Here is a 16227-nt window from a genome sequence, read left to right on the forward strand (position 1 = left end):
GACGGGGGGACTTGAAGGGGGGAGATTTACGGACGCAGTTGCGGCGCGGGGACGGTCGACACCTCCTGAGCCAGCGCCGCCGCTTCCTGCGCGCGCATCGCGCGGATAAAACCGTCGCGCTCGCGCAAGCGGCTCCAGTAGTCGGCGATCGATGGCGCAAAGCGCCCGCTCAGCCCGATGAGCTCCGCGAGCATCAACGCATAGCCGACGGAAATATCCGCCGCCGTGAAGCGTCCCGCGCACAGGTACGGCTGCGCTTCCAGCAGCGGCGCGAGCGTGCGCAAGCGCGCGTGGAACCATCGCGCGTAATCCTCGACGATCTGCGGCTGCCGGCGCTCCGGCGGCTCCAGATGCGTGTAGCGCAGCACGAGCGTTTGGGGGAACGTGAGCGTCGCTTCGCCGAAATGCAGGAAGTTGAGGTAGCGGCCGAAATCGGGCTCTTGCAAGGCGACATCGAGCACGCCCGGCGAATAGCGCGCCGCCAGATACTGGCAGATCGCCGCCGATTCGGTCATGAAGAGCGCGCCGTTCGCATCGTCGGTCAGCGCCGGAATCGTGCCGAGCGGATTGACTTCCCTGAACGCGTGAGCGAGCACGCGCGGCGGAAACGGCAGCATCTTGAGTTCATACGGCACGCCGATTTCTTCCAGCGCCCACAGCGGCCGGAACGAACGCGCGCTCACACAGTGATGCAGCGTAATCACGTCGACTCCTGTGTGTGTCAGGCGAGCCACGACGGCTTGCGCTTCTCGAGGAAGCTGCGCACGCCTTCGCGCCCTTCATCGGATGCGCGGATGCGCGCAATGCGCTCGGCCGTCTCCGCGATCAACGCTTCGTCGATGTCCTTGCCCGCGAAATCCGCGACGAGTTGCTTGCACTCGCGCACGCCGTTCGGACTGTTCGCGACGATGCTGGCGGCGATCGCGTCGACACGCGCGTCGAGCTGATCGGCGGCGACGGCTTCATGCACGAAGTTCAGGCGCTGCGCTTCGGCGGCGTCGAAGCGCTCGGCCGTGACGAAATAGCGATGTGCCGCGCGCGCGCCCATCGCGCGGATCACGTAGGGCGCGATCGTCGCGGGCATGAGGCCGAGTTTGGCTTCGGACAGGCAGAAGTGCGCGGTGTCCGCCGCTACCGCGATGTCGCACACAGCGACGAGGCCCATGCCGCCCGCGTAGGCATCGCCTTGAACGCGCGCGATCACGGGCTTTTTGCACGCGTAGATGGTGTTGAGCATCGTGGCGAGGCCGAGCGCATCGGCGCGGTTCTCCGCTTCCGAATAATCCGCCATGCGCTTCATCCAGTTGAGATCCGCGCCCGCGCAGAACGCCGGACCACTCGCGGCGAGGATGATGACGCGCACGTTGGGGTCCTCGTCGAGCGCGCGGAATGCAGCGGTCAGCTCGACGATGGTCGCATCGTCGAAGGCGTTGCGCACGTCGGGCCGATCGAGCGTCACGCGCGCGACGTGTCCTTCGATGCCGAGCTTCAGGCGTTGCAGATTCGCTGCGTCGGTCATGTTTCCGTCTCCCTGATATCCGCGAATTGAGCGTTGCTCAATTTATTTCGACTGGCACTTTGCGCCGTCCGATCAGTTTCTTCGAAAAAGCCGCGAGCGGTCAACTCGTTTTTTGAGCTTTACTCACAAATGCGCCGCAGAACAATCATCCGATGAGACCGGACCGGCATGCCGCAAGACGAGCATGCGCAGCCGCAATATACTTGTATATATTACGGTTCTTGCCGGACAGCGCGACCCCAGCTCGGCCACGCGCCCGCGACCCCCAACGTGCCGCCCGAAGTCGATCCATAACCATAATGTCAACTCGATTCAAGGAGCCTGACGTGAAGACCCGTATTTTGCGCGCTTTGCTTTGCGCATTCGTCCCGTTTGCCGCAGGCATCGCCGCGTCGTCGGCGCTTGCCGGTGAAGTGCAGGTCGCGGTCGCGGCCAACTTCACGGCGCCCGTGCAGGCGATCGCCGCCGATTTCGAGAAGGACACGGGCAACAAGGTCGTCGCGTCCTTCGGCGCCACGGGTCAGTTCTACGCGCAGATCAAGAACGGCGCGCCCTTCGAAGTGTTCCTGGCCGCCGACGACACCACGCCCGCCAAGCTCGAAACCGAAGGCGCGACCGTGCCCGGCAGCCGCTTCACCTACGCGACGGGCGCGCTCGCGCTGTGGTCGGCGAAAGACGGCTACGTCGACGATAAAGGGGACGTGCTGAAGAAGAACGCGTTCAATCACATTGCGATCGCGCATCCCAAAGCCGCGCCGTACGGACTCGCCGGATATCAGACGCTCGACAAGCTCGGCCTGACCGCCGAGCTCAAGCCGAAGGTCGTCGAAGGCCAGAACATTTCGCAGACGCAGCAGTTCGTCGCAACGGGAAACGCCGAACTCGGCTTCGTCGCGCTGTCGCAGATATACAAGAATGGCAAGATCACGAGCGGATCGGCGTGGATCGTGCCCGCCGACCTGCATGAGCCGATCAAACAGGACGCCGTCATTCTGAGCAAGGGCAAGGACAATCCGGTGGCGAAGCAGTTCGTCGATTACCTGAAAGGCCCGAAGGCCGCCGCCATCATCAAGTCGTACGGATATCAACTGTAAATATGCCGCTCGATAGCGCCGATCTCCAGGCCATCACCCTGACGCTCGAACTCGCGTCGCTGGCGACGGCGCTCCTGCTCGTCATCGGCACGCCGATCGCGTGGTGGCTCACGCATACGCGCTCGAAGGCGAAGGGCATCGTCGGCGCTGTGGTGGCGCTGCCGCTCGTGCTGCCGCCGACGGTCATCGGCTTCTATCTGCTCGTGCTGATGGGGCCGAACGGCTCTGTCGGCAAGATCACGCAGGCGCTCGGCATTGGCCTGCTGCCGTTCACGTTCGCGGGGCTCGTCGTCGGCTCGGTGATTTACTCGCTGCCGTTCGTCGTCCAGCCGTTGCAGAACGCGTTCGAAGCGATCGGCCGGCGCCCGCTCGAAGCCGCCGCGACGCTGCGCGCGGGCCCGTGGGACACGTTCTTCACGATCGCGCTGCCGCTCGCGCGGCCTGGCATCGTCACCGCGACGATTCTCGGCTTCGCGCATACCGTCGGCGAATTCGGCGTCGTGCTCATGATCGGCGGCAATATTCCGGGGCGCACGCGCGTGGTTTCCGTGCAGATCTTCGATCACGTCGAAGCGCTCGAATACGCTCAGGCGCACTGGCTCGCGGGGGGCATGGTGGTATTCTCGTTCATCGTTCTTCTGCTGCTCTATTCCAGCCGGCGCTCCCTTGCGGCTCATGTCTGAACTCACTTCATCCCTGACGCTCGACCGCGCGCGCAGAAGTGCCACCGAGGCCATCGAGGCGCGCTTTATCGTGGAGCACGGCGACTTCACGCTCGATCTCGATCTCACGCTCCCCGGGCGCGGCGTCACCGCGATCTTCGGCCATTCCGGCTCCGGCAAGACCACGCTGCTGCGCTGTCTCGCGGGACTCGCGCGGCCGCGCGTCGGAAAGCTCGTCGTCAACGGCGAAATCTGGCTCGACACCGAACGCAACATTTTCCTGCCGACGCACAAGCGCCCGCTCGGCTATGTCTTTCAGGAAGCCAGCCTTTTTCCGCACTTGAGCGTGAAGCAGAATCTGCGCTTCGGGCTGGAGCGCGTGCGGGCGGCGGAGCGGCGTGTGGATCTGGCGCAGGCGGCGGAGTTGCTCGGCATCGGGCATTTGCTGGAGCGCTCGCCCGCCGGTTTGTCGGGCGGCGAGCGGCAGCGCGCGGGCATCGCGCGGGCGCTGTTGACGAGCCCGCGTCTGTTGTTGCTCGACGAGCCGCTCGCATCGCTCGATCAGAAGCGCAAGCTCGAAATCCTGCCGTATCTCGAACGTCTGCACGACGAACTCGATATTCCCGTGCTCTACGTGAGTCACGCGCCGGAAGAAGTCGCGCGCCTCGCGGATCATCTCGTGCTGCTCGAAGGCGGGCGCGCACTCGCGAGCGGCCCGATCGCCGATACGCTTGCGCGCCTCGACTTGCCGCTCGCGCTCGCCGACGACGCATCGGTCGTGTTCGACGGCATCGTCGATGGATACGACAGCCGTTATGGCCTGCTCACGCTCGCGTTGCCAGGCTCGCGCGCGAAGCTGACGGTCGTGCATGCGCCGTCGCCCGCAGGCCGTGCGATGCGCGTGACGGTGAAGGCGCGCGACGTGAGCCTCATCACCGGCGCGCACGAGCAGGACCGCAGCAGCGTGCTGAACGTGCTGGCCGCGACGGTGATCGGCATCGCGGACGACGCCAACCCGTCGCAGGCCGTGGTGCGGCTCGATGTCGACGGCTCGCCGCTGCTCGCCCGCGTGACGCGCTATTCGCTCGACCGGCTCGGGATCGTCGAAGGCATGCGCGTGTGGGCGCAGGTGAAGGCGGTGTCGCTACTGGCTTGAGCGCGCCTTCAACGCGGCGTATTGCAACAGCATGATCGTCTTGCCGTCCATGATTTCACCGCGCTCGATCATCCGCAGCGCTGTTTGCAGCGGCACTTCGAGCGTCTCGATTTCCTCGCCCTCTTCCAGCACGCCGCCGCCGTCGGACACGCGCATGGAGCTGTCGTAGTCGCCGAGATAGAAATAGAGCTTCTCCGTCACCGATCCCGGGCTCATGAACGCCTCGAAGATCTTTTCGACGTGATGCACGCGATACCCCGTTTCCTCTTCCACTTCGGCGCGGATGCGCTCTTCCGGCGACGCGTCGTCGAGCAGGCCGCCGGGCGTCTCGACCAGCATGCCGTGATGCCCGTTGACGAACGCGGGCATGCGGAACTGGCGCGTCAGCAAGACGTTGCCGGTCTTGCGGTCGTGCAGCAGGATGGTCGCGCCGTTGCCGCGGTCGTACGTCTCGCGACTCTGACGCTGCCAGGTTCCGTCGCGGCGCAGGAAATCGAAGGTGACTTTTCTGAGGACGTACCAGTCGTCCGACAGCACTTCGGTTTTGAGGATGCGCACGCGCTCATTCGTTTCCATCGGATTCCCCTGTTCGACAATCAATCGCGCTCATGGTAGCGTGCAGTTTCGTGCAATATCAAGCAAATCCGTGCAAATCAATGTTGACCAGTCAACGCAAGAAAGCCATTCTCGATACGCTCAAGCGGGACGGGCAAGTGCTCGCCAGCGAGCTGAGCGCGCGCTTCAATATCTCCGAGGACACGGTGCGGCGCGATCTGCGCGAACTCGCCGCCGATGGGCTTCTGCAGCGCGTGCATGGCGGCGCGTTGCCGGCGTCGCCCGCGGTGGCGCCGTTCGCGCGTCGCGAGGAAATGGAGTCGGATGCGAAGCGGCGCATCGCGCGGAAAGCGGCGCAGATGATCGCGCCGGGGCAGGTCGTCATCGTCGATGGCGGCACGACGTCCGCGCTGCTCGTGCGGCATCTGCCGGAGACGCTTTCCGCGACGATCGTCACGCATAGTCCGAGCGTCGCCGTGGCGCTGGCGCAGCACGCGTCGGTGGAAGTCGTGCTGATCGGCGGCAAGCTCTACAAGCACTCGATCGTCACCGTGGGCGCGGCGGCCGTCGAAGCCATGTCGCATATTCACGCCGACATCTATTTCATGGGCGTCACCGGCGTGCATCCGGGCGCCGGGCTCACCACCGGCGATTTCGAGGAAGCGCATGTCAAGCGGGCGCTCGCGGCGCGCGCGGCGGAAACGGTCGTGCTCGCGTCGGCGGCGAAGCTCAATGCGGCGTCGGCGTATCGCATCGGCGGGATCGAACTGGCGCAGACGATCATCGTCGAAGAAGGGACTGACGCGAAGCTCATCGAGCCGATCGAACGCGCCGGCATCACCGTGCTGCGCGCATGAAATTGCGGCAATTTATTACCGGGTAACGCGCCGAAAAATACGCGCCAGCCCGTGTAATTGAATTTCTCCGGCAAGTGGCATAGCGTTCAAAGATGTGCCGCGAGCGGTCAACTGCGAAGTCCGCATTTTCGTTAGTGACCTCGACTCAGCGAACATTTTTCTGGAGAACGTCGTGAATCGCCTGAAGGCTTTTATCGCGCTGTCGCTCGTGGCGAGCGCGGGCTTCGCCGCCAACGCTCATGCGTGGGCGCGCGTCGGTGTATGGGTCGGCGGACCCGTGTATTACCCGTATCCGGTCGCGCCCGCGCCGTACTACTACTATTCGCCGCCGCCCGTGGTGGTCGCGCCGCAGGCGCCGGTGCAATACGTCGAGCAAGGTCAGCCCGCCGCCGAACCGGGCGCGCCCATGCAGCAGCCCGGCATGTGGTACTACTGCGACTCCGCCAAGGCCTATTACCCCTACGTGAAGGCATGCGCCGGCGCGTGGCGCCCGGTTCCGGCGACACCGCCGCCATCGAACTGATGCTTTCCGGCATTCCGAACATCGACCACGAAGCTATTCGCAAGATTCCATGAACACCTCAAGGCTTGCCCTGCTGCTTGCGGCAATCGGCGCAACCGGCCTTTCGGCCTGCACCGTGATGCCCACCGGCCCCAGCGTGATGGCGCTGCCCGGCAGCACCAAGACGTTCGACCAGTTCCGCGCCGACGACAACTCCTGCCGCCAGTTCGCCCTTCAGCAAGTCGGCGGCGTGGACGCCAATCAGGCGGCCACCAACAGCGCGGTCGGCAGTGCGGTCGTCGGCACGGCGCTCGGGGCTGCCGCGGGCGCGGCGTTCGGCGGCGGCTCGGGCGCGGCCATCGGCGCGGGCGCGGGCTTGCTGACCGGCAGCGCATACGGCGCCGGGGCATCGCAGATGTCGGGTTACAACGTGCAGCAGCGCTACGACTACGCGTATCTGCAATGCATGTACGCCGCGGGCGACAAAGTACCCGTGCGCAGCAGCGTCCGGAGCGTTCAGCCCACCGGCTCGTCCTACACCACGCCGCCGCCGCCCCCGCCGCCGCCGGGCTGGCAGCCGCCGCCTCCGCCCAATAGCTGAAACCCTAGCGCCGCGCGAGCGGCGCATCGCGCACGAACGACGGTGCAACGAGCAGGCCCGTCACCCAGCCGATATAGAACCGCAAGTCGCTCCAGAATTCCGAGCGCTCGTAGACGCGAAACGCCTGCACGTGCGCGAGCCACAGCACGAGTTGCAGCGCGCCCGTCAGCACGAGCCACGCCAGTGCGATCACACCGGTCGCGCGTGCGCAGCGCCGGAACGTCGACGCATCCCACTGTTCCCGCACGATCACGCATCCCGCGATCAGCACGCAGATCGACGGGATCGCGCTCGTCACGAGCACGTGCACCGGCCAGCCGAAGACGACGCCCGCCAGCAAGCCGGCAATCACGGCGAGCGCCGCGACGGACCACGCGATCCACGATGGCCCGCGCGCGGCGATCCACGCAATCGTGATGAAAAACGGCGTGATCGCCCATTGCAGCGCCGTCGCGACGGCTTTCACCAGGTTTTCGCTCGCCTGCTCGTTGGAATGGCTCGCCGCGACATACACGGTGATCGCCTCGTGCACACAGACCGCGACGACCGCGAAGCTCAACGCCTCGCACGCGGCGAAGGCGGGCGATTTCTGCTCGTGCTCGGGCGCATCGCCAAGACTGCGCAAGCGTTCCAGAACGGGTTCGACGAAAAACGCCAGAATCGCGCCGATGAAGAGCGCGGCGGCGGCGTCCGTCAGCGAGAAATGCCCGAAGAGTGAAAACAGGCCTTGCCACAAAAACTCGGGCGCGGCCGCGCAGACGGCGACCCACATCGCGAAGAAGAACCCGTTCGAAGCACTTCTGAGCGGCATGGCCACCTCGATGCGTTTTTATTGCTCAGGCAGCGACGCGTCCTTCACGCGAGCGATCAGCGCCGCGCGCACGCGATCGCGCACGTCGGCGGGCATCGAAAAACATTCGTAGGCGAGCGCCTGCGCGACGGTCACGACGCGCATTTCCTCGTAGCGGCGGCCGCTCTCGATCATGGCTTCGAACGCGTTCGCACGCTCATTGATTTCGATGGGATCGGCGTCGACGAGCAGCACGGCGTGCGCGAGCACCGCATAGAGCGGCGCGTCGCGGTCGCCGTGAGGCACGCGCCGCCAGTACTGCGCCGTGCCCGCGATCTTGCGCGCATCGTCGCCGGGGCCCCACGCGAGATTGAAGCGGCCATCGCAGAACGAGCCTTCGACAGCCTGCCAGTGCGTCAGCACGCCGAGCGAGTTGAGCGCGTCCGCGAGAATTCTGCACAGATGCACGTAGATGGATTCCGACAGCGTGCCCATCGGCGCGCGCACCGGATACGCGAGGCTCAGATTCAGAATGCCCGGCCCTTGCGGCACGAGGCCGCCGCCCGACAGACGCAGCCACACCGGACAGCCGCGCCGCGCGAAAGCCTCGCGTGCATCGGCGAGCGCCGCGTAACGCTGATAGCTGCGCGGCACGACCAGCGACAAGGGCGCTTCCCAGATATGCGCGACGGCGTCGCCGGCGGCGGCGCGCGCGAGCAGCGTTTCCTCCGCCTGCATCGGATCGGCGGGAAGGGCTGTGGGATCGATCAGGTCGAAGGGCATGGAATCGAAAGGAAAGACGCGCCGACGCCGGCGCGATCCCGACATGTTAGTCAAGAAAGCGCCGGCGCGCCGCGTCGGTGTCCCGCTCCGACGGGCGCGTCAGGCGGTCAGGCGCTCTTTCCCACGTGCTCCTTCAACAGCGCGTTCACCTCGTTCGCCTTCTCCATCTGGCTCATGTGCCCGGCATCGTCGAACACGCGCACGGTCGCACCTTCCGGCGCATTTTTCGCGTGCGCGGCGGGAATGATCTGGTCCTTCCCGCCCCAGATCACGAGCACCGGCTTGCCCGTCGCGGCGAGCTTGCCGCCCGGCTGCGCGCTCTGCTTTCCGCCCGCGAACAATCCGCCGTTGAGCGAGGTCAGCGCGTCGCTCACGCCGTCGAGCCGCTTGTACTTCAGCAGATCGTCGAGCATCTGGCGGCTCACGAGTTCCGGATTCGCGAACAGCAGTTCGACCACCGGCTTCAACTCGCGACGCGACTCCGCCGTGACGAAGCCTTCGGTGTACGCGTTGTTCACTTCATCGCCGAAACCGGCGGGCGATATCAGCGCTACCGACTGCACGCGCTCCGGCCGGTCGACGGCCAGTTGCGCCGCGATGCCGCCGCCCATCGAATGGCCGACGAGATGCGCTTTTTGCAGGCCGACGGCATCCATGAATTTCGCGACGAACGAAGCCAACGCTTCAAGCGAAGTCCCCGGCACTTTCGGCGTCGATTGCCCGTGGCCCGGCAGATCGAGCGCGAACACGCGATGCTTCTCGGCGAGTGGATCGAGATTGAAGAGCCAGTTGTCGAGATCGCCACCGAAGCCGTGGAGGAACAGCACTGCGGGGCGGCTGGCGTCGTCGCCGCCGCGCGATGCATAGCGCACGCGCAAGCCGTCGACATCGACGAAGTGATACGCCGCCGCTTCCTCGCCTTCCTCTTCATCTTCCGCGGGCGTCACGTAAGAGGAAATGTAAGCGTCGATATCCGCGTCGCTCACCTCGGCGGGCGCGAGCACGCCGAGCAGCGCTTTCACCGGCAGCACATCGCCCGCCGCCGCCACACGGCGCCGTAGCAGACCCGCGTCGGGCGCTTCGACCGCGTTGGCGATCTTGTCGGTTTCGACATCGAGAATCGGCATGCCGACGGTGATCTCCGTGCCCTCCTCCACGAGCCATTCGTTGACCGTGCCTTCCTTCATCGACAAGCCCCATTTGGGCATCACGATCGGTGTGATTGCGGCCATCAGTGCTTTCCTCCCTTCATGGTTTTTCGTGCGGCGTCGGCGATCTGCGCGGCGCTCGGAATGTACAAATCTTCGAGCGTCGGCGAGAACGGCACCGGCGTATGCGGCGCGCAGACCATCTCGATGCCCGCCTTCAACGCGCCGAACGCGTGCTGCGCGACCTGCGCGGAAATATCCGTGGCGATGTTGCAGCGCGGATTCGCTTCATCGACGACGACGAGCCGCCCCGTGTTCTCGACGGTCTCGAGCACCGTATCGAGGTCGAGCGGCGACAACGTGCGCAGATCGACCACTTCCGCTTCGATGCCCTCCTTCGCGAGCGTCGATGCCGCTTCGAGCGCGCGATGCACCATCAGGCCATACGTGACGATCGACACGTCCTTGCCGTCGCGCACGATGTTCGCCTCGCCGAACGGAATCGCATACGAGTTCTCGGGCACTTCGCCTTCGAAGCCGTAGAGGTTCTTGTGCTCGCAGAAGATGACGGGATCGTTGTCGCGGATCGCCTGGATCAGCAATCCCTTGGTGTCGTAAGGCGTCGACGGGCACACGACCTTCAGACCCGGAATGTGCGTAAAGAGCGACGTCAGCATTTGACTGTGTTGAGCCGCCGCGCGAAAACCCGCGCCGACCATCGCGCGGATCACAACGGGCGTTTCCGCCTTGCCGCCGAACATGTAGCGGAACTTCGCCGCCTGATTGAAGATCTGGTCGAAGCACACGCCCATGAAGTCGATGAACATCAGTTCCGCGACGGGCCGCATGCCGCACGCCGCAGCGCCGATCGCAGCGCCTACATACGCGCTTTCCGACAATGGCGTGTCCAGAAGACGATCGCCGTGCTTCGCGTACAGACCTTTCGTCACGCCGAGCACGCCGCCCCACGCGTCCTTCTCGCCGTCCGCGCCTGCGCCGCCGACGATATCCTCACCCAGCACGATCACGCTCGGATCGCGCTGCATTTCCTGATCGAGCGCTTCGTTGATCGCCATCTTCATGCTTAGTTTGCGGGCCATGATTGTCGTCTCCAGAATTTAATATTTGACGTAGACATCGGTGAGCAGATCGGCGGCGCTCGGCAAAGGCGCGTCCTTCGCTTCCTGCACCGCGCGGTCGATCAGCGCGGCGACTTCCTTGTCGATGGCGTCGAGCTCCGCGGGCGCGATCACGTCGGCCTGCGTCACGGCGTGCGCGAATTTCTTGAGGCAATCCTTGTTCGAGCGGATATCGTCGAGTTCGCCCGGCGCGCGATACGTCTGTGCGTCGCCTTCGAAGTGGCCGTAGAAGCGGATCATCTTGCATTCGAGCAGCGCCGGGCCGCCGCCTTCGCGCGCGCGCCGGATGACTTCGCCCGCCGCTTCGTACACCGCGAAGAAATCGGTGCCGTCGACGGTCACGCCCGGAATGCCGAAGCCCGCCGCGCGATCCACGTAGCTGTCGACGGCGGTGCCGTAATCGCGCCCCGTCGATTCCGCGTAGCCGTTGTTCTCGATCACGAAGATCACCGGCAGATTCCACACGGCGGCGAGATTCAGGCTTTCGAGAAACGTGCCCTGATTCGATGCGCCATCGCCCGCGAACGTGATGCCGACTTCGCCCTTGCCGCGGAACTTCGCCGCGAGCGCCGCGCCGCAGATCAACGGCGCGCCTGCGCCGAGAATGCCGTTCGCGCCCATCATGCCTTTGGACAAATCGGCGATATGCATCGAGCCGCCCTTGCCATTGCACGAGCCGCCTTTCTTGCCGTAGATCTCCTTCATCATCTCGACCGGATCGACGCCCTTCGCGATGCAGTGCCCATGTCCGCGGTGCGTGCTCGCGATGCGGTCGCCGTCGTTCAGATGGCTCATGATGCCGACGCCCGCCGCTTCCTCGCCCGCGTAGAGATGCACGAAGCCGGGAATGTCGCCGCGTCCGAAATCGACGTGCAGGCGTTCCTCGAAATCGCGGATCGTCCGCATCTTGCGATAGACGGTCAGCAGTTCGTCCTTGGAGAGCGGCAAGCCGCCCGCATGTTGCGTAGCTGTCATCTCTGTCTCCTTCGTTGAGGTGGTCTAGCGGGGATTGCTCTTGAGCTGACGCATCAGCCCGGACGACGCCGCGTAGCGCATGCAGGCGGCGACATCGATGCTGCGAAAGGCGTTTTCATGCAAGGTGATGGTCACGTCGTCGTCGGGGCCGAAGGCGAGCTCGCGTTCGCCGTCGAGCGCGACGATGCCCGTGCGCTGCTTCACGCGATGCGGCACGCCATCGGCTAAGCGCGTCCAGTTCGCGATCGGCACCGGTTCGACGAGTCCCGGCGCGATCGGCGCGTGCAGGTCGAATTCGCCCTTGCCGGGCGCGGCGAGTTCGATCGCGAGGCCACCCGCTTCATGCCGACCGAGCGGTTCGAGCAGACCGGCGATCGCCGACATGCCGATCGCCTGCGGGTCGGCGTAAGAAACGTAGACGGCGGCGAGCGTATCGATCTTCCAAAGCGCCCGCGCGCCGATGAAATGCTCGTGCGAGATGACGGCATCGACGAGCGCGATATCGCGACGCACCGCGCCCTTGCGATCTCGTATCTCGATGTCGAGCCGCTTGTTCGACGCAAGCGCTTCGCGCGACGGCACGCGGCCGGTTGCATAAAGTCCGGTCGCGAGGCCCGCGATGGTCGGCTCGCGCATTTCCGGATACGCGTTGTTCGTGCCCGTGGAGATGCCGGCGATCGGCACTTGCCCGCATTCGCGCACGACCGCGCGATGCGTGCCGTCGCCTCCGAGCACGATGAGCGCATCGGCGCCCGCTTCGCGCATCGTGCGCGCGGCGCGGAACGTGTCGTCGACGCGCGCCGTGACGGGCATATCGAGAAATTCGACGGCGGCGAGCGCGGCGTCCGGACCTTGTTTGCGCGCGAGATGGCGCTGGAGCATGACTTTGAGGCCTTCGCGATCCGGCATCATCAGAACGCGATCGACGCCGCAGGACGCCAGCGACGAAAGCAGCCGCAACACGATATTCACGCGGTCCGCGAGCTGCAGGCTGTTCGCGTTCGCGATGACGCGCCGGATGTCGCGCGCCGAAACAGGATTGGCGATGATGCCGACGAGCGGCTGTGGCATTCCTTGTCTCCGTCGTTCTTTTGTGCGGCGGATAAAGGCAAGGCCTATGCCAATCGAAAAAGCGCGGGATTTCCCGTAGAAAACGGGCGTTTCGATGCGATGTAACGCACGTCGCCGTGACAGGTGTCACAGCGGCAGGTGTATCGACGAGTACAGGCGTATCGGTGTGTCGGCGTGTTCAGTGACCGTTCGCGTCGCGCTGATTCGGCGACTTGATGCCGTAGCGCGCCATGCGCCGATACAGCGTCATGCGGCTCACGCCGATCTGCCGCGCGACCGCGCTCAGGTTCCAGCTCGCGGCACGCAGGTATTGCATCAGCAGCATGCCTTCGGGCGGCAGACGATGCGGATCGAACTCTTCGATGACTCGCGGCGGCGGCAGTGTTTCCGCGACGCCGAATCCTTCGGGCAGGTCATCGACGTCGATCAGGCCGTTCACACAAACCGCGCGCGCATAACGCAGCGCGTTCGAAAGCTCGCGCAAGTTTCCCGGCCAGTCATGCCGATGCAGCCGCTCACGCGCTGCCGGCGACAGCGTGACTCTGTCGTCGCCGAGAAACCTGGCGATCAGCCAGTCGAGATCGGTCCGCTCGCGCAGCGGCGGCAGCGTGAAGCGCGCGCCGTTCAGTCGGTAGTACAGGTCTTCGCGGAAACGTCCGTCCTGCATGAGCGCGTCGAGCGAATGATGGGTCGCGGAAATCACGCGCACATCGACGGACACGGGCCGCGATGCGCCGATCGCGAGCACTTCGCCTTCGGCTAGCACACGCAGCAGACGCGATTGCAGTTCGCGCGGCATGTCGCCGATTTCATCGAGAAAGAGCGTGCCGCCGTCCGCTTCCTGAATCAGTCCGCGCTTGGCTCGCGCGCCCGCGCCGGAAAAGCTGTTCGGCAGATGCCCGAACAATTCGCTTTCGATGAGCGTCTCCGGAATCGCCGCGCAATTCACCGCGACGAACGGCCCCGCGCGACGCGCGCTCGCGCGATGCAGCGCCTTCGCAAAAAACTCCTTGCCGCTGCCGGTTTCCCCGTTGACGAGCAGATTGATCGGCGAATCGACGAGCTTCGCCGCGCGTTCGAGTTGACGCGTGAGCGCGGCGTCGCCGCCGGAAAGCGCGGCAAGCGGAGCGGGAATCTCGATGTCGCGCTGCTTCGTCGTCGCGGAAGAAGGCGTGAAGCACGGCGCGGGCGGCATCACGCTCAAATACAGCAGCGCGCCGGACTTCGCGAGCGGCACCGCGCGCAACTCGCTCGGCCGCGAATACACGAAGCGTCCCAGTTCTTCGATGCGCGCATCGAACAGCGTGTCGAAGCGCGTGCCGATCAGCGACGCCGCCGCATCGGCCGACACCGCGCCCGGCGCGATCGGCCGGCCGATTTCCGCAGCGAGCATCGCGTGCGCGCGCCGGTTATGGCCGACGATGCGCCCGCTCGCATCGAGCGCGATCAGATATTCCGGGTTGACATCGACGAATTCGGGCGATGCGTTCAGCTTCAGAATCCAGTCCTGCCGATGCGTGCGCAGGAAATTCGCGTTTTCGATATGCCCGGCGTAGATGCGTACGAGCTGCAGCGCGAGGTTCTGGCTGTCGCGCGCTTGCGGCGACGTGAGCGCGGAGATATCGAGAATGGCGGACAGCGCGCCGCGCGAATCGTAGAGCGGCGCGGCCGTGCAGGTGAGTGGAATGTGGGTTGCGTCGAAATGGTCGATCTGATGCACCGTCAACGCCTGGCCCGTCGTCAGCGCCGTGCCGACCGCGCAGGTGCCCGCGCCCGCTTCGCTCCACTGCGCGCCGAGATACAGCCCGGCGCGGCGCAATGCTGAATCGGTATTCGCGTCGCCGATGTAATCGACCGTCACGCCGAGCGCATCCGTCAGCAGCACGACGTAGCCCATGCCCGCGACTTGCTCGTACAGCGTTTCAAGCCCGTGCCGCGCGATGCGCGCGAAATCGTCGATGCGTTGCTGATGCTCGCGCAGCCGCGTCTGCGGCAGGATGCGCGCTTCCTGCATGCGCGACGGATCGAGCCCGTACTGATGCACGCAACGCCGCCACGAAGACTCGATGATGCCGTCGTGCGTGCGCGGCGAACCGAGCGCGTCCTCCCGCGTGATCGCCGCGACGACTGCCTCGATGTGCTCGCGTTGCCGCATGTCCATGCGCGCTCTCCTTGTCTCCATGACGCGCCCTTCTTTCACGCGCGCTGTCTTAGGCCATATGATGCGCGAATCGGACGAACGCGTCATGCGGCGGCATCGCTGCGCCGCAGCAAGAACGCGTCGCCGAATTCAATCAAAAAATGGAGACGACCGATGACGAAAATCGCTTACGAAGATTTCGAGCGACAGATCGTGCAGCATCACATCATCAAGGGCAACGTGTACGAGAACGGCGCGGCGCTCGTCGAGCGCGCGAACAGGTGGATTGCGGAGAATGGGATCGACGTGCTGAACGTCGAGAGCCTCTCGACGTTCGGCGCCGGCGACGATACCAGCGTCAGCCACTGGTATTCGGGCATTCGCGTCTGGTATCGGACGGAGTAAGGGCCGCTTAGCCGCGGCCAACGAATGGCATCTTCGTTGCCATCACGGTGTGGAACAGCACGTTCGCGTCGAGCGGCAGATTCGCCATGTACAGCACCGACTGACCGACGATTTTCACGTCCATCATCGGCTCGATGGCGATCTCGCCGTTCGCCTGCGGCACGCCCTTCGACATGCGCTCGGAAAGCTCGGTGAACGCATTGCCGATATCGATCTGACCGACCGCAATGTCGTACTTGCGGCCATCGAGCGATGCCGATTTCGTCAGCCCGCCGACTGCGTGTTTCGTCGCGGTGTAAGCCGCCGAGTTCGGGCGCGGCGCGCTCGCGGAGATCGAGCCGTTGTTGATGATGCGTCCGCCCATCGGCGTTTGCGCCTTCATCGTGCGAAACGCCTGTTGCAGGCAATAGAACATGCCGTTGAGGTTGATGTCGACGACATTGCGCCATTGCTCCGGCGTCCAGTCTTCGAACGGTCCCGGCGGGTTCGTCACGCCTGCGTTGTTGAACAGCAGATCGACGCGGCCGAAGCGCTCGACCGCTGCGTTGAAGAGTTTTTCGACCGATTGCGGATCGGAGACATCGGTCGGCACGGCGAGCGCGCGATCGGCCGCTTTCGATTCAGCGACGACCGCTTCGAGCGGCGCGGGACGCCGTCCCGCCAGCACGACCGACCAGCCGTCGCCGAGCAGGGCCAGCGCCGCCGCACGGCCGATGCCGCTGCCCGCTCCGGTGACGATGGCGATTCGTTGAGACTGGTTGGCTGCGTCGGACATATCGGCGTTCTCCTGTTGTCGTGCGCGCGACACTCTTGCAGGCACGCGCGCGGAA

Annotated in this window: 18 protein-coding genes; 7 read left to right on the forward strand and 11 right to left on the reverse strand. The window is 65.1% G+C overall.

All coding sequences use genetic code 11. The features are described from left to right. Positions 1–26: 26 nt before the first annotated feature. Positions 27–704, reverse strand: a complete 678-nt coding sequence (locus AWB75_RS11835; protein WP_061124265.1) for a glutathione S-transferase family protein — start codon at positions 702–704, stop codon at positions 27–29. A gap of 17 nt (positions 705–721) precedes the next feature. Continuing rightward, positions 722–1519, reverse strand: a complete 798-nt coding sequence (locus AWB75_RS11840) for an enoyl-CoA hydratase/isomerase family protein (protein WP_061124266.1) — start codon at positions 1517–1519, stop codon at positions 722–724. Positions 1520–1845: 326 nt separating this feature from the next. Between AWB75_RS11840 and modA the strand changes: the two genes are divergently transcribed. Genes modA through modC form a run of 3 tightly spaced genes read left to right on the forward strand, consistent with a single transcriptional unit; the run spans position 1846 to position 4431 of the window. Further along, the gene (gene modA / locus AWB75_RS11845; protein ID WP_200822967.1) at positions 1846–2613 is read left to right on the forward strand and encodes a molybdate ABC transporter substrate-binding protein; all 768 of its coding nucleotides are present in this window, start codon (positions 1846–1848) and stop codon (positions 2611–2613) included. 2 nt (positions 2614–2615) lie between these two features. Further along, positions 2616–3296, forward strand: coding sequence for a molybdate ABC transporter permease subunit (modB, locus tag AWB75_RS11850; protein ID WP_061124268.1), 681 nt, complete (start codon positions 2616–2618; stop codon positions 3294–3296). Next, on the forward strand, positions 3289–4431 hold the full coding sequence (gene modC, locus AWB75_RS11855; protein WP_061124269.1) for a molybdenum ABC transporter ATP-binding protein: 1143 nt from the start codon (positions 3289–3291) through the stop codon (positions 4429–4431). The genes modB and modC overlap by 8 nt, the downstream gene beginning before the upstream one ends. Here the strand turns inward: modC and AWB75_RS11860 are convergent. Beyond that, positions 4420–5007 (reverse strand): NUDIX domain-containing protein, encoded by a 588-nt coding sequence (locus tag AWB75_RS11860; protein WP_061124270.1) that lies wholly within the window; start codon positions 5005–5007, stop codon positions 4420–4422. The genes modC and AWB75_RS11860 overlap by 12 nt on opposite strands. Before the next feature lie 32 nt (positions 5008–5039). Between AWB75_RS11860 and AWB75_RS11865 the strand changes: the two genes are divergently transcribed. From AWB75_RS11865 to AWB75_RS11875, 3 genes are all read left to right on the forward strand, one after another. Beyond that, positions 5040–5843, forward strand: coding sequence for a DeoR/GlpR family DNA-binding transcription regulator (locus tag AWB75_RS11865; protein ID WP_087086582.1), 804 nt, complete (start codon positions 5040–5042; stop codon positions 5841–5843). A 172-nt stretch (positions 5844–6015) separates the two neighbouring features. Next, a complete protein-coding gene (locus AWB75_RS11870) occupies positions 6016–6366 on the forward strand; it encodes a hypothetical protein (protein ID WP_061124315.1) in 351 nt (116 codons plus the stop codon). Between the two features lie 49 nt (positions 6367–6415). Next, positions 6416–6946 carry a YMGG-like glycine zipper-containing protein gene (locus tag AWB75_RS11875; protein WP_061124272.1) on the forward strand — a complete coding sequence of 177 codons (531 nt, stop codon included), beginning with the start codon at positions 6416–6418 and terminating at the stop codon, positions 6944–6946. Between the two features lie 4 nt (positions 6947–6950). On the opposite strand, the gene AWB75_RS11880 is transcribed toward AWB75_RS11875, so the two are convergent. The 7 genes from AWB75_RS11880 to AWB75_RS11910 all read right to left on the reverse strand — a co-directional run bounded on the left by AWB75_RS11880 (position 6951) and on the right by AWB75_RS11910 (position 15013). Further along, a complete protein-coding gene (locus AWB75_RS11880; protein ID WP_235012071.1) occupies positions 6951–7757 on the reverse strand; it encodes a hypothetical protein in 807 nt (268 codons plus the stop codon). An 18-nt stretch (positions 7758–7775) separates the two neighbouring features. Next, positions 7776–8519: a lipoyl protein ligase domain-containing protein gene (locus AWB75_RS11885; RefSeq protein WP_061124274.1), complete on the reverse strand. Its 744-nt coding sequence runs from the start codon at positions 8517–8519 to the stop codon at positions 7776–7778. Between the two features lie 107 nt (positions 8520–8626). After that, positions 8627–9751: an acetoin dehydrogenase dihydrolipoyllysine-residue acetyltransferase subunit gene (locus AWB75_RS11890; RefSeq protein WP_061124275.1), complete on the reverse strand. Its 1125-nt coding sequence runs from the start codon at positions 9749–9751 to the stop codon at positions 8627–8629. Continuing rightward, positions 9751–10767, reverse strand: coding sequence for an alpha-ketoacid dehydrogenase subunit beta (locus tag AWB75_RS11895; RefSeq protein WP_061124276.1), 1017 nt, complete (start codon positions 10765–10767; stop codon positions 9751–9753). Before AWB75_RS11895 ends, AWB75_RS11890 begins: the two co-directional genes overlap by 1 nt. 18 nt (positions 10768–10785) lie before the next feature. After that, positions 10786–11781, reverse strand: a complete 996-nt coding sequence (locus AWB75_RS11900) for a thiamine pyrophosphate-dependent dehydrogenase E1 component subunit alpha (protein ID WP_061124277.1) — start codon at positions 11779–11781, stop codon at positions 10786–10788. 24 nt (positions 11782–11805) lie between these two features. Further along, entirely contained in the window at positions 11806–12852 is a 1047-nt protein-coding gene (locus tag AWB75_RS11905) for an ATP-NAD kinase family protein (protein ID WP_061124278.1), read from the reverse strand. A gap of 178 nt (positions 12853–13030) precedes the next feature. After that, positions 13031–15013, reverse strand: a complete 1983-nt coding sequence (locus tag AWB75_RS11910) for a sigma-54-dependent Fis family transcriptional regulator (protein ID WP_061124279.1) — start codon at positions 15011–15013, stop codon at positions 13031–13033. 153 nt (positions 15014–15166) lie between these two features. On the opposite strand from AWB75_RS11910, the gene AWB75_RS11915 reads away from it, so the two are divergent. Beyond that, positions 15167–15397 (forward strand): hypothetical protein, encoded by a 231-nt coding sequence (locus tag AWB75_RS11915; RefSeq protein ID WP_061124280.1) that lies wholly within the window; start codon positions 15167–15169, stop codon positions 15395–15397. A 7-nt stretch (positions 15398–15404) separates the two neighbouring features. On the opposite strand, the gene AWB75_RS11920 is transcribed toward AWB75_RS11915, so the two are convergent. After that, positions 15405–16172 carry an SDR family oxidoreductase gene (locus AWB75_RS11920; RefSeq protein ID WP_061124281.1) on the reverse strand — a complete coding sequence of 256 codons (768 nt, stop codon included), beginning with the start codon at positions 16170–16172 and terminating at the stop codon, positions 15405–15407. Between the last annotated feature and the right edge of the window lie 55 nt (positions 16173–16227).

Source organism: Caballeronia catudaia (assembly GCF_001544755.2).
In the GTDB taxonomy this organism is placed as follows: Bacteria; Pseudomonadota; Gammaproteobacteria; order Burkholderiales; family Burkholderiaceae; genus Caballeronia; species Caballeronia catudaia.